The following is a 13,402-nucleotide window of genomic DNA, read 5'->3' as shown; positions in this document are numbered from 1 at the left end:
TTCTCCTCTACACTGATTCAGATGCCACAACTATGGCTATGTATTGGGAGGTACCGGTAAATGCTTGCTTTTCAACCCTTTGGTGGCTTGGCTAGGGCGCTGATTCTTGCAGCGACGGTGGCATTAGCCCCTGCGATTGTCGCTCAAAACCCGACACCACCCCCGCAATCCGATAGCACTGGCTCCCAAGGCCAAACCCCGCCACCAGGGCACCCCACTCAATCGACCGATGACAGCAATCCCCCCCAGCCACCAGGGCAAATGCAGCAAGGCAAACCTCCTCAAGGCCAAATGGGGGCCATGGAATCAAACGAGCCCCTAGACCCCAAGGCGATGGCAACCTTGAAACGAATGGGTGACTACCTCGCCAGCCTCAAAATGATGATGTTTAACGCCGATATATTCACTGAGGTCGTTCTGGAGAATCAGGAAAAGCTCCTGATTGGCGGTACCGTCAAATACATGGCAATGCCACCCAAGCAACTGCGTGTAGACCTGAAAACAGATTCTATTACCCGTCAATTCATTCACAATGGCGACAAGTTCACCGTGATTGCTCCCCGCGATGGTTACTTCGCAGAAATGGAAGCACCCCAGCCTACAGCGGAAGTTTTAACCAAAGCCGCCAAGGATTACGGCATTGAGATTCCTTTTGCCGACCTCCTCGAATGGGGAAGGAAGGAAAATGTTTGGTCCGGTATCAAAGAAGGCTTTCTGGTAAATCGGCCTATGGTTGACGGCCAAAAAACCGAGCACTGGGCATTTCGCTCTGAAAACCTGGACTGGGAAATCTGGATCAAGGCTGGTGACAAGCCTCTGCCCCTGCGTATTTCAACAGTAAACACCCGCGACCCCGCCAAGCCGCGCTTTATTGCCACCTTGAAATGGATGGAAGCCAAACCTGGTGCCGCCGGGCAATTTACCCCTTCCATCGACAAGCTCAAGCAGATTCAGTTTAAGAAGGCGGAACCCAATAAGGAGGCCACACCATGATGCATCGCAACGGTCAAAAGACGGGTTTCCTTGCACAACTGGTTGTGCCTGCTCTGGTCACGGGGGCACTACTGACTGCATTGGCCAGTCCCTCAGCCGAAGCCTTTGGTCGGTTTGGTGGTGGTGGGGCTCATTTCAATATTGGGGGACATTTTAATGGGATGCGTCCGATGGGTGGAGGCTTCCACGGTGGCTATGCCCCGGGGGAGTTTGCAAGGCGCTTTCCCAATCACCCCCCATTTCACCCCCATCATCCACCCTACCCACCGCCCCCTTGGCGCCCCCACTACTGGCCCTACCCGGGACCAGCATTTTGGGGTACGGCAGCAGCCGTAGGTGTCGGCGGGTGGTTATATACGTTGCCTCGCAGCTGTGTTGCAGTAACTGTTGGTAACGTTACCTATGAGCACTGCGGGTCCTACTGGTATGAACCGCACTTTGTCGGTGGCCATATCGCCTACCGCCCGGTTCGCCCTCCCCGCTAGGAACGCCAATATTGGATAAGTGGCCCCAAGTGCGAAATGCTATTTTTCGTTGTCAGCTTTCTCGGGGCCACCCTGAGCATAAGATTTGGTGATATGCCTGAGGGTCTTCATCTGCTTGCCGAAATTGCGGCAAGGTGTGCAAACCGCCAGATGTAACTTCAGGCTCGCCTTCTCGGAAATGAGCAGGTCCCTCTCCTGGGACTCAGACATCAGCTTCGTGGCTTCCCGGCAGGTCTTCATCATTGTCACTTCTCCACACCAAACCAGTTATCTTCCAGACACTCGCGCAAGCGAAGGCGCGCCCTGTGCAATGTGACATTTAAATTGCTAACGGTAATCTCCATGGCAGCACAGATCTCATGGCTTTCCAGCTCAATAAATTCCCTCATCATAAAGATCTGCGCTTGGCGCGAGGGAAGATGGCTGAGACAGGCCTCAAAGATCCGCCAGAAATGCTTATCGTGAATTGCCGACTCAGGATCAGCCCAGCGTTTGGGCTTTTCATCCTTCTGCCAGTGCCCCGTCTGATCAAACAGCTCATCGTGATCATATTCTTCCCTGTCCCCACGAACCAATTGATCCGCATCTACGAAGCGCTGTCTCTGTCGCAATATGTCGGCAATCTTGTTCTTGAGAATGGCGAAGACCCAGGTCTTCAAAGCCGAGCGACCGGAAAAGCTGCGCGAGTTCTTTAGGGCACCCATCAATGCTTCCTGAACAGCATCCTCAGCCAGCTGTGTATCCTGCAACTGCAAACTGGCAAAACGCAGCATCTGCTGGCGCAAATCCACCAGGAACTGCGAATTCTGTAAGGAATCCTCGGCGGAGGCTGTCGAAGCACTGGGAGCTAGGTGATCGCTCAATTACGTTCCCTCATAATATCGAAGCGGAGAGAGTCGATATTAACGAAAATAATGCGATTCTCTACAAACCAATTCCCACTGGCGCCAAAAGGCAATTTTGCTGATTCTGAAATATCTAGTGCATCATGCTGGTATTTTTGTGCCAATTGAGACTTTTCTGCTTTACCCCGCCTCTCGAGCCAGAATGAGTGAAATATCATGCCAGTATAGAGCTCTGCATCAGTTTCGAAAGCGGAAACCTTTGGCCAGAAGAACCTCTAACTCCTCAACTCTTCCGTGATTCCTCTGGTTTTTAGTCGAGGGAACCACAGACTTGTTACACTTCCACAGCAAAATTACAAAGAGCGCCAATACCGGCGCAACTGCGCCTTTTTGGTTAACCCCCGCAATAGGTAAAGAGCCAATGCACGATTTAGTACAGGACTACTACGGACGCCAACTAAAGAACTCTTCAGACCTGAAGACCAATGCCTGTTGTGATCCCAGCGATATGCCAGAGTGGCTAAAACCATTGCTGTCCAATATTCATCCCGATGTCCTATCCCGCTATTACGGCTGTGGACTTGTCTGCCCTCCACTTTTGGAAGGCTGCCGGGTACTGGATCTTGGCTGTGGCTCAGGCCGGGATATTTACTTGCTCTCCCAGTTGGTAGGTCCAAAAGGTGAAGTAGTTGGTGTCGATATGACGGAAGAGCAGTTGGCTGTGGCCAGGCAGCACCAAGCCCATCACGCCGACAAGTTTGGCTATGACAATGTCCGCTTCCTGCACGGCTACATCGAAAAGCTGGAGGAACTGGAATTAGAGCCTGAAAGCTTTGATGTGATCATTTCCAATTGTGTGGTTAACCTCTCCACAGACAAAGATGCTGTTCTCAAAGGCTTGTTCCGGCTGCTGAAACAAGGGGGAGAATTTTACTTCTCCGATGTCTATGCCGACCGCCGCATTCCCCCCGCAATTAGCTCTGACCCCGAACTGTTTGGCGAGTGTCTTGGGGGCGCACTCTACTGGAATGACTTTCTGGAAATTGCTCAGGGCAGCGGCTTCCGCGATCCACGCCTGGTGGAGAGTCGGCCATTACTTATCACCAACCCAACCCTGGCCCAGCGCTGTAGATCAATTCGATTTTTTTCCGCCACTTATCGATTGTTCAAATTAGCGCAACTGGAAAAAGACTGTGAGGATTACGGCCAAGCAGTGATTTACAAAGGCACACTACCGGGCTCTGCCGATCAATTCGTTCTCGATGGACACCACATTATTGAGACCGGACGAGTATTCCCTGTGTGCGGTAATACTTGGAGAATGCTCGCAGAGACCCGTCTCGCACCCCACTTCGAGTTTATTGGCGATTTTTCGCGGCACTTTGGCCTGTTTCCCGGCTGCGGCAAGGAAATGCCATTTGCCAGCGACACTCCCGAAGCGGATCAATCGAGTACCCAGTGCTGTTAACCCTGAGCCTGGAAATGGGAGCCCCCTAACGGGCTCCCTTTGGAAACCCAACGACTGCCCCCAAAAAGTAGGGTATTTTTTTCTCCAGCCAATAACTGGGGCTCCATACCGTCCCATCTATAAACCCTACATGCCCCCCTCGATCACTCACCGCCAAATCGACAGCAGAACTAACTTCGCTGGTTACAGGTATCGCTGATGGACAAATAAAAGGATCATCAACGGCGTTGATAATCAAAGTCGGCGTGCGAATATCTTTGAGTAAAGGCTTACTGGATGCCTGGGTGTAATACTCATCCACATCACGAAAACCATGTAACGGCGCAGTGAAAGCATTGTCGAAATGCCTGAAATCGACAAAGTCCTCACTGCAATTGAGATCGGGTAAGGCCGCAGCCAACTGTGGGTCTTTCGCCTTATGAAGCAGGCTCAAACGAAGCCCGCTAATCAGGTGGCGCTCATAAAGGTGGGATATACCAGTGTTGATGTAGCGACTACAGGCATGGAGGTCCATTGGCGCCGAGACAGCAATCCCAGCGGCTACCTGCCCGCGGCCACCATCTTCACCTAACATTTTCAGAACAACATTTCCGCCCAATGAGAAGCCAACCACGGCAATCGTCATTAATGGAAACTGTTTCTTAAGTTCACTAACCAGCCAGCGAGGATCTTCAGTGTCACCACTGTGATAGGCCCTCGGCAACTTGTTAGGCACACCACCACAACCTCGAAAATGCATTACAGCGACCTGATAATGGTATGCCAGAAGGGTTTCCATCAGCCCCTGCACATAGGGCGACTCTACCGAACCTCCCAAACCGTGAAGTATCAATACCAGAGGATAATCGGGATCATTGCGTAGCGGCCTGGGAAAATGCAAAGAAAGGCGATCGCCATCAGGCGTTTCGTACCAGCGGCAATCTGTCTCAATCCAGGGGGTGGCGCGGTGAAAACGACTGAATACGGTCTGAATATGTCGATTGCCAAGGCCTGGGGCTGGAGAAAAAGAATTAACCATAGATTTCTATCAATAGTCGAAACAACCGGGGCTATCAGTTTCCTGCTGATGGTTTAGGGATTGTTGCCCCTTTCGTTTCTGGGACAAAAATCAGAAAAAATGTACCGGCGATCAGAGCAATAGCTCCCAAAGTAAGAAAAGCAACGCCATAGCCAAAATACTGAACAATATATTCCGCAGAAAAATTACTACATGCCGAACCAATTCCCACCAAGGCGGCCATAGCGCCCTGAGTAACATTGAAACGGCCCGTACCACGTGTCAGGTCGGCACACATTAAAATAATAATGACGCCAAATATACCATTAGCCACGCCATCCAGGGATTGAATTGCTACCAGGAAGTACGGATTGTCCGTAGACATAAACAACAGCGCCCGTACCGGATTGATAAAAAAACCGATAAGGAAGATTAGCTTGCGCCCCCAGGTATCCGCTTTGGCCGCACACAGAAAGGACATCAGCATCATCATAAACTGGGCGGCGATGATACAAGCTGATGTAAAGGCAATAGCTATATCGGCATTCGAGTTAATCGACAGTTTCTGACTCACCAAGGGCAACATCGCGGCATTGCCAAAGTGGAATAGAAACACGCTGACAGCCAAAGCGACCAGGCGCCTGTCAGACAGCAGTGACTTGAAGCCCGACGGCTGTGCTTTGCCCTCTAGATCCTTGTGCTCTCCGCCCCGAGCACGGATATGATCGATAGATTTTCCCGGAATAAAGGCTACCGAGATCGCCATAAGGGCACCCATAACCGCCATCAACCAGAACACCCCCTGCCCGGAAATAGTCAGGGCAAGAATCGCTGCAAGCCCAGCAGCAAAGACATTGCCCGCATGATTGGAGGCCTGGTTGGCACTGGTTTGATAGGTAAAGTTCTTATCGCTGGTAACCCCGAGTGTGATTGCCGCAATAGAAGGAGCCACGAAAGCAATTGCGCCTCCCATCAAAACCTGAGAGAGATAAATCAATGGCTTGTGGCTGGTAAATTCCACAATAGTGATAGAAACAATACCGATAATGATCCCGCAAGTGGCAATAAGCCCTCTCTTAAAGCGAGTACTATCGATAAATGCGCCAGCAGGTGTCTGCAGCAGTACAGTGGTTACCCCGCCAATTGCCAGGACAACCCCAATATCTCCCGGCTTCCAGTGCATGGCTGAGAGCAGGTAAATAGCCAGGTATGGTCCCAAACCCGCAACCACATCTCCAGCAAAGAAATTCGTAAAGAGAAGAGGTTTGTTTAAACTCTTATGAATGGCCTTGTTGGCACTCTGCTGCACTGGATAGAGCCTCAGAAAAATAGCAATGCTGAAAACCAGAGTAGCAGTTGGGACTAGCGACACTCGGATAACGATAGATGTCTATCAGCTTAACCGTTTCGGCAATCATCTTTATCCTAATAGCCGTGCGCCAATGGCTACCATCTGCCGTTCGTATCTGGCACATCATGACCCTTGGCGCAGTAGCACTTTTGGCCTTGAGGCAAATCACACTTAAAGATGCATTCTTTGCAGTGGATTGGGACTTAATCCTCTACTTATTCTCTGTATTTTCGATTGCATCCGCTCTGTACGACACAGGGATTTCAGCACAAATCAGCAGGCGAATACTCTCCCGTAAAAACCCCAATACCATACTGGCAAGCTATGTCCTGATCATGGCCGTCTGCGCCGCCCTTCTCACCAATGATGCTGCAGCAGTGATTGGTGTACCCATCGCTCTATTGATGGCTCGGGATATGAACTGGGGTGTTGTACCCCTACTTATTTTACTTTGTGCCACCGTAACGATCGGCAGCATGATCTCCCCAGTCGGCAACCCACAAAATATCTTGATTGCCAACGCAGGGCAGTTTGACAATATGTTTCTGGTATTTGCCGAGTGGATCTTTATCCCGGCAGCAATCACCATGCTGCTGTCGATTCTTTGGTTAAAAAGGTTTCTTAAAGTTGACGAACCCAGTCACAATGTAGGCATTCAGCATCGAGAGGACAATGAGATAGCACAAAAATGGCCACCTCTATTGTCGGCAGCCCTTCTGGTAATTCTAATTGCATTAGGCAGTGTACTTCATAACGTAGAAGGTATTTACCACCCAACCTTGGGTCAAATAGGCTTGGTCGCCTGCTCACCCATTTATCTGGCGAGTCATGAAAGAAGAAGAATACTGAGAGAAGTAGACTGGCCCACCCTCTTTTTCTTTATTTCTATGTTTATTGTGACCGGCTCACTACTCAAGTCCGGATCACTACAGTTTTTTCTGCACAAGAGCGGGATTAATCTGGCTGAACCTGAAACCGTAACTTTTGTCAGTTTTTTTGCCAGCCAACTGTTTTCCAATGTTCCCGTAGTGGAAATCTACCTGAATCTGCTACATGAACACGACACTCAAACACTTATGATGCTATCAGCCATATCTACAGTTGCTGGTAACCTATTTATAATCAGCGCAGCCAGCAATGTAATAGTGCTGCAGCAGGCGGAAAAATTTGGTGTGCAACCATTTAACTTCTGGCAGTTCTTTTTATTGATGTTGCCGGTAAGTGTTATCAGTGTGGCAGCGAGTTATCTCTATATTATTTGGTACAGCTCGCTACAGACCTAAAAACAAGAGCTAACTCTGGGGCTTCTCGACTCGGACAAAGGGGCGATAGTCTCCCCCTTCCAGCAGCAGATAAATATTGTAAGGTTCAAACTTTCCATCCACTTCCATTCCTGGGCTACCAACGGGCATCCCGGGTACTAATAGACCGATTCCATCCTCTGGAGGAGAGGAAATAAATTGCAGGATATGTTTGACGGGAACATGGCCTTCAAAAACATATTTGTTGTGCCACACCGCCGTATGGCAACCCTCCATCCCCCGAGGAACACCCCATTGCTGCCGAATTTTGGCCATATTCAGCTCAGAACTGGTAGATACGGCAATGTCGTTACCCCGTAGATAATCCACCCATTTGTTACAACAGAAGCAAAGCGGATGTTTATACACAATAAAACTATCGGCATCCCACTGTTTTTTTCCTCCGCACCAGCAAAACTTGCTGGTGCGGCCAATATCACCAGTGAGAAAAGGAGACCTAAAACCTCCCTAGATAGCCTGGGCATAGTGAATAGCATAAGATTCAGAGGAATCAGTCCAGTGGCGAACAGGTTTAAAGCCGCCTTTCATCAACAGGGTATTAAAACTACTCACTTTATATTTATGGCTATTCTCGGTATGAATAGTCTCCCCTTCCGAAAAGACGATTTGTTCCCCAGCGATTGCGACGCTTTGATCCCGGAGGCTAACTAAATGCATTTCTACGCGTTGTCGCAATGGCTGATAGAAGGCGCGATGAGAGAAAGATGACAAATCAAAGTTGCCTCCCAACTCACTGTTAATTCGTTGCAGGAGGTTCTTGTTAAACTGCTCCGTAATATGCTCACTATCGTGATACGCCCTCTCCAGCACAACTGAATCTTTAACTAAATCAGTTCCGATAAGCAGGCCGTCTCCCGCTCTCAAATTTGCCGCAAACGTCTCCAGCAATTGCTCCGCCCTATCCGGCTCAAAGTTTCCAATTGTCGAACCAGGAAAAAACACCACACGTTTTTTTGACTCAATATTCGACAGATTGTCCCATACTTCGGCTTGAGTAAAGTCACCCACTTCCGGCCAGATAGAAATATGAGGTAAGCCTTTTTTAATTCGTTGCCCCGCCAGATAGAGAATCTCCGGGGAAATATCGATGGGATAGTATCCGCTAGGGCTTTTTAATAGATGCAGTAGGCCCTCTACTTTTTCGCAGTTGCCTGCACCGGGCTCCACCAGTAGCGCCCCTGGGCCAATTTCCTCAGCAATATCCGGTAGATACTGACTGAATATCTTCGCCTCAGTACGGGTTAAATAATAATCGTCTACATCACATATTTTCTCGAATAACTGAGAGCCAAGTTCGTCGTATAGGTATTTACACGGTAGTGTTTTCTGATCTCCGGCCAACCCCCGTAACACATCATTGAGAAATTCATGGTCTTGTTGTGAACTTTCCTGCATCGATGATACGGCTGCTTTCACATTTAGTCTCCTGCCAAACGGATACCGGTAAATTGCCACGACTGGTGTGGATAAAAGAAGTTGCGGTAACTGATCCGGATATGGTCAGCCGGGGTTGCAAAAGATCCACCGCGAAGAACCTTTTGGTTACACATAAACTTTCCGTTGTACTCCCCTACTGCATCCTCCCGGGCTCTGAAGCCCCGATAAGGTAAGTAAGCGCTGGAAGTCCACTCCCACAAATCCCCTAAGAACTGCGTTTGCCCCCGCTGCGCCTGCAATGGCCTAAAGTGACGTTTTTCCAGGAAATTAGCTGATGCCATCTGATTCGGCTGGCGTAAATGGCAAGCAGCTGCCTCCCATTCAAATTCAGTAGGCAATCGTTTTCCAGCCCAGGTTGCGAAAGCATCTGCCTCATAGAAAGAAAGATGGCAGACAGGCTCAGCTGGATTTAAGGGTAGCAACCCATAGAGGGAGTACTGATGCCAACCATCACTGTTCAGCCGCCAATAGGATGGGTGCTTTTGCTGATTTTTCTGCAAATGCAGCCAACCATCCGAAAGCCACAGCCGATGCTGTTCATAGCCACCATCCTCTATAAATTCAAGATACTCGCCATTGGTAACCAATCGGGAGGCAATCACAAAGTCATCGATAAACTGCTGATGCTCAGGGCCTTCATTATCAAAGCAGAAAGCATCCCCATCACTCCCTATCCCATAGAGGTCCTTGGGTATGCTCAACCATCGCAAAGGTTCCAGCGCCCCGTCTTCATCTTCAGGAAACATATCCCTGTATGCCGGTGCCATGGGGTTAGTTGACAGCGCATGCTTGATATCGGTCAATATCAATTCCTGGTGCTGCTGCTCATGATTCAACCCCAGCTGGACCAACGCGGCCAAATTTTCAGGAATCGGGTACTCACTGAGCATCCGGTGCATGGAGTCATCGATAAACTTTCGATATTCATAAACCTGGGCACTATCCGGACGCGAAATTAGCCCCCTGTTAGGGCGTGCAAAGGGGGTACCCAAACTGTTGTAGTAAGAGTTGAACAGGTGGTTGAAGTGTGGGTTAAATGTTTGATATCCCCGCAACCGGTTGGCAAGGATAAAGGTCTCAAAGAACCAGCTCGTATGTGCTAAATGCCATTTGGTAGGACTGGCATCCGGCATAGACTGTAGCTGCATATCCTCCGGGGATAACGGCAACGCAAGATCCTCTGTCTCTGCACGAACTTTCTGGTAATCACTGAGAAGTTGATGTTGTACTTCCTCTAAAGTTACTTCACCGACGTGTATTGCCATATTAGTAATCAACTGCGACACATTTCTTCTCTATTGAAATCATCATACGCAGTTTTAGGTGTAAACCTAGAGGCTAGCTATTCAACAGAAGGGTATATGCGCCAGTTTATTTTTCTCTTGAAGGGTCAATAAAAAAAAGGGCCGGATAAACCGGCCCACTCTCTCGTCATGCTGACAGGAATAACTTAATAAAATAGAGCAAAAATTGTTTTATGTAATATTTCTTTCAAAATTTAGACGCAATTTTCTCAATCTAAACGTTTTTTATAGGCTACTGCCGGAATAAGGGACTCTAAATAATCCCACAATACTCTTGTGGCCTTTAAATGCCCTCCCAAGGTCGACAACAGCACATCCCTGTGCCGTATTAACCCATGGGTTAATTAAAATCGGACAGTTAAATCCGCACCGTACATTCTCGGCATAAAGCGCCAAGCGGGACTGGCACCAATGGCTGCACCGGTACCACCATAACCGCCAGCAATTTCTTCATCCGTCAAATTTTGTATCCAGAGCGCTAAAGAATAACTATCTGAAGGGCTGTTCCAGGCCGCCCGCAGGTTGAACAACTGATAGTCTTCCACGATACGTGTCCGATCAGTAATCGAACCAATTCGCTCATCTGTCCAGTTATAATCGCCACGGAAAATAAACTCCCCGCCAGATGCAAGGTCCACTGTGTATTCAGCCATTAGGTTGAATTTATTCTCTGGCGTTGATACCCGAGACTGACCTACTTTCGAGTCCTCTTCAGTCTCACCAATGGCTTCGATGATCTGGTAGTCAGTAAACTCTGTATCCAGGTAGGAGTAATTACCGGCAATAAACAAGCTCTCTGTTACTGCCCACTGCACTTCGATCTCCGCCCCAGTACCCTCTGCATCCGAATTCCGCAGGTTATAACTAGGAATAGGAGTACCCACCAGATCCAACTCCTGCAAATTGTTGTATTCGTAGGTGTAAATAGAGGTATTCAAGCGTACTCGGTTGTCGAACAGGCTGCTCTTAAGACCAACCTCCAGGTTAACGACATCTTCCTGATCGAAAGACGACTCAACCCCGGGACCAAAGTTCAGGCTATTGAATCCACCGGCTTTAAAACCATCCGCCAGGGAGACATAGGTCATCACATCGTCATTCCAGCGGTAATCCAGCACTATACGACCGGAAAGGTCGCTCCAGCTATCACTCAATTTGGAGTCCAAAACCGGCTGGCCATTGTTGAAAAACACAATGCCAAACAACTGGGACCCCAAATCGACCTCAGGCAGGGTTACAGTGCCGATTACGTTGCCATCTCCGTCAACCAAGCGCACATCTCCGCCGGACAGTGACAGAGGAATACTGTTGCCATAAGCCGTCTGGATGGTGAAATCTTTTTGATCGTAGGTATAACGAGCACCGACAGTCAGGTCCATCTTATCGGTAAGGCTCCAGGTCATGTCGCCGTAAATAGCACTGGAACGGTAATCACCTGTGTTGCGAACGCTCTCCCCCCAATGTGCATCCGAGGCTATCCAGGGATTGAAGCCCGCCATCATCTGTCCGACTACATCTTCCGCATAGAGCATATCGCCAGTTATACCAGCAGCGCCTAACTGAGCGAGTAACGCATCCACCTGGCCTGTTTGCAGCATCAGGTCATAGACAAAGGAAGCGCTGGCAATTCCCTCCAACCCTGCCTGCTGTAGCTGCGCACGGGTGATAACCGCTAAGTCCTCTTGCTCGGTTTGGGTCAGGTCCGGATAGGCAGCCTTTACCCCTTCATAAACGGCAAAGGACTCCACCGATCCGGTAGTGAAATTGGCATAAGTGGTGTGATCCACCTCTTCTTCGGAGTAAGAAGCTCCCAGAGTCCATTTGATAGTATCTGTAGCACCATTGAGACGGAACTCTTGAGAGAACTGGCTTTGATCATCAGTATTTGCCGACCCAAACATATAGTCCGGGTTGGCGGTACCATCCTCATCCTGCTGCAGGTGGGCATCGAATTCGCTGTAGGCAGTAATCGAAGTAAAAGTGAAATTATCGAAATCTTTGGTAATTGTCAGTGATGTGCCAAAGGAATCACGATCCTCTATGGTCGGGGTATCCAGGGCGTAGTCGCCAAAAACATCCGTTTCATCTTTAAGGCTGGGCACTATGGTTGTTCGCAAAGCGCTGCCTTGATCCATAATCCCGTAATTGGCGCGCCACAGCACCTCAGTATCCGTCGCCGGCTCCCACAACACAGAGGCGCGGTAGGTCTGAGTATCCTGATCCCCTACAGAGAATCCATTTGCTAAATTATCAGCAAATGGATCGCGACGATTTGTCGACGCCGAAAAACGGCCATACAGGTTGTCACTAATCTGGCGATTAACCAAAAGATCCGACGACTGGCGCCCATAATTACCGGCAGTTAGATTTAATTCCGTAGAATCATCCGCCTGCGGTTTGGTGGTAATAATGTGGATCGCACCACCGGTGGCATTGCGACCGAATAGTGTACCCTGAGGCCCTTTGAGGACTTCAACCCTCTCAATATCGGTCAGCGGTATCTCGGCACCTGCACTGCGGCCGGTATAAACCCCATCCACATAGACCGCCACTGCTGGATCAGAGCCTATGGTCCAGTCATTAGTTTGCACGCCGCGAATACTGTACGTTGGTTGCAGGGCGGTATCATTGTGCATTTCCACGCCCGGCGTATATTTCCCCAAGTCAGTCAAATTTTTGACACCGGCTTCTTTTATATTTTCCCCGGTGAAGGCGGAAATCGCGATAGGTACGTCCTGTAGGTTTTCCGCTCGCTTCTGCGCAGTAACGACAACCTCCTCAATTTCCGCAGCGTGAACGTGAGAGCCGACAGCGGTGAGGAAAGCAATGGTTCCAGAAAGAATGGAAAGATTGAATCTACGGTTTGTTACATCTCTACCAACATCGTGCATCATCGCGTCCTCGCGTTTATTGTTATACAGCCTGATGTTTTCGATTTATTGTTGTTTTTGTTATTGCACGCCATCTTACGGTTGCGTTTTCATATTGAAAACCCTGCGATGACTTTTTTCTTGTGACCAGTCAGTTCTTCGAGAAATAGCAGTGAATGACAGGAAAATCCTATAATTTAAAGCTTGGGTTTTGTCACTAAAAGTTACTCCTTGTATCGCTTAGTAACTTTGCGAGTGAAATTAAAATTGCACAATAAAGTGCTACCGACATTAACTCAGAGATTTTGCGGCCACCACAATGACAACATT

Annotated in this window: 12 protein-coding genes; 4 read left to right on the top strand and 8 right to left on the bottom strand. The window is 49.0% G+C overall.

Going from position 1 to position 13,402, the window contains the following annotated elements; translation table 11 throughout:
* The first annotated feature begins 60 nt into the window (after nt 1-60).
* Complete coding sequence (locus QT397_13945) at nt 61-993, top strand: DUF2092 domain-containing protein (GenBank protein ID WNZ58393.1); 933 nt, start codon at nt 61-63, stop codon at nt 991-993.
* Nucleotides 990-1,478 carry a hypothetical protein gene (locus tag QT397_13940; GenBank protein ID WNZ58392.1) on the top strand — a complete coding sequence of 163 codons (489 nt, stop codon included), beginning with the start codon at nt 990-992 and terminating at the stop codon, nt 1,476-1,478. The genes QT397_13945 and QT397_13940 overlap by 4 nt, the downstream gene beginning before the upstream one ends.
* Nucleotides 1,479-1,517: 39 nt before the next feature.
* On the opposite strand, the gene QT397_13935 is transcribed toward QT397_13940, so the two are convergent.
* Nucleotides 1,518-1,721: a zf-HC2 domain-containing protein gene (locus tag QT397_13935; protein ID WNZ58391.1), complete on the bottom strand. Its 204-nt coding sequence runs from the start codon at nt 1,719-1,721 to the stop codon at nt 1,518-1,520.
* Between the two features lie 2 nt (nt 1,722-1,723).
* Nucleotides 1,724-2,341, bottom strand: coding sequence for an RNA polymerase factor sigma-70 (locus tag QT397_13930; GenBank protein WNZ58390.1), 618 nt, complete (start codon nt 2,339-2,341; stop codon nt 1,724-1,726).
* A gap of 403 nt (nt 2,342-2,744) precedes the next feature.
* On the opposite strand from QT397_13930, the gene QT397_13925 reads away from it, so the two are divergent.
* Nucleotides 2,745-3,791, top strand: a complete 1,047-nt coding sequence (locus tag QT397_13925; protein ID WNZ58389.1) for a methyltransferase domain-containing protein — start codon at nt 2,745-2,747, stop codon at nt 3,789-3,791.
* Between the two features lie 25 nt (nt 3,792-3,816).
* Here QT397_13925 and QT397_13920 read toward each other — a convergent pair whose 3' ends face one another.
* Both QT397_13920 and QT397_13915 read right to left on the bottom strand, forming a co-directional pair.
* Nucleotides 3,817-4,809, bottom strand: coding sequence for a hydrolase (locus QT397_13920; GenBank protein ID WNZ58388.1), 993 nt, complete (start codon nt 4,807-4,809; stop codon nt 3,817-3,819).
* 34 nt (nt 4,810-4,843) lie between these two features.
* Nucleotides 4,844-6,097 carry an MFS transporter gene (locus tag QT397_13915; GenBank protein ID WNZ58387.1) on the bottom strand — a complete coding sequence of 418 codons (1,254 nt, stop codon included), beginning with the start codon at nt 6,095-6,097 and terminating at the stop codon, nt 4,844-4,846.
* 77 nt (nt 6,098-6,174) lie between these two features.
* Here QT397_13915 and QT397_13910 point away from each other — a divergent pair, with 77 nt between their 5' ends.
* On the top strand, nt 6,175-7,422 hold the full coding sequence (locus QT397_13910; GenBank protein ID WNZ58386.1) for an SLC13 family permease: 1,248 nt from the start codon (nt 6,175-6,177) through the stop codon (nt 7,420-7,422).
* Nucleotides 7,423-7,431: 9 nt separating this feature from the next.
* Here QT397_13910 and QT397_13905 read toward each other — a convergent pair whose 3' ends face one another.
* The 4 genes from QT397_13905 to QT397_13890 all read right to left on the bottom strand — a co-directional run bounded on the left by QT397_13905 (nt 7,432) and on the right by QT397_13890 (nt 13,096).
* Nucleotides 7,432-7,716 carry a DUF411 domain-containing protein gene (locus tag QT397_13905; GenBank protein ID WNZ58385.1) on the bottom strand — a complete coding sequence of 95 codons (285 nt, stop codon included), beginning with the start codon at nt 7,714-7,716 and terminating at the stop codon, nt 7,432-7,434.
* 192 nt (nt 7,717-7,908) lie between these two features.
* Nucleotides 7,909-8,877 (bottom strand): L-histidine N(alpha)-methyltransferase, encoded by a 969-nt coding sequence (gene egtD / locus QT397_13900; GenBank protein WNZ58384.1) that lies wholly within the window; start codon nt 8,875-8,877, stop codon nt 7,909-7,911.
* A 2-nt stretch (nt 8,878-8,879) separates the two neighbouring features.
* On the bottom strand, nt 8,880-10,184 hold the full coding sequence (gene egtB, locus QT397_13895) for an ergothioneine biosynthesis protein EgtB (protein ID WNZ58383.1): 1,305 nt from the start codon (nt 10,182-10,184) through the stop codon (nt 8,880-8,882).
* A gap of 362 nt (nt 10,185-10,546) precedes the next feature.
* On the bottom strand, nt 10,547-13,096 hold the full coding sequence (locus QT397_13890; protein WNZ58382.1) for a TonB-dependent receptor: 2,550 nt from the start codon (nt 13,094-13,096) through the stop codon (nt 10,547-10,549).
* Nucleotides 13,097-13,402: the final 306 nt, after the last annotated feature.

This window comes from Microbulbifer sp. MKSA007, from assembly GCA_032615215.1.
Classification (GTDB): Bacteria; Pseudomonadota; Gammaproteobacteria; order Pseudomonadales; family Cellvibrionaceae; genus Microbulbifer.
Note: the sequence above shows the minus strand (reverse complement) of the source record. Positions and strands in the feature narration are given on the sequence as shown.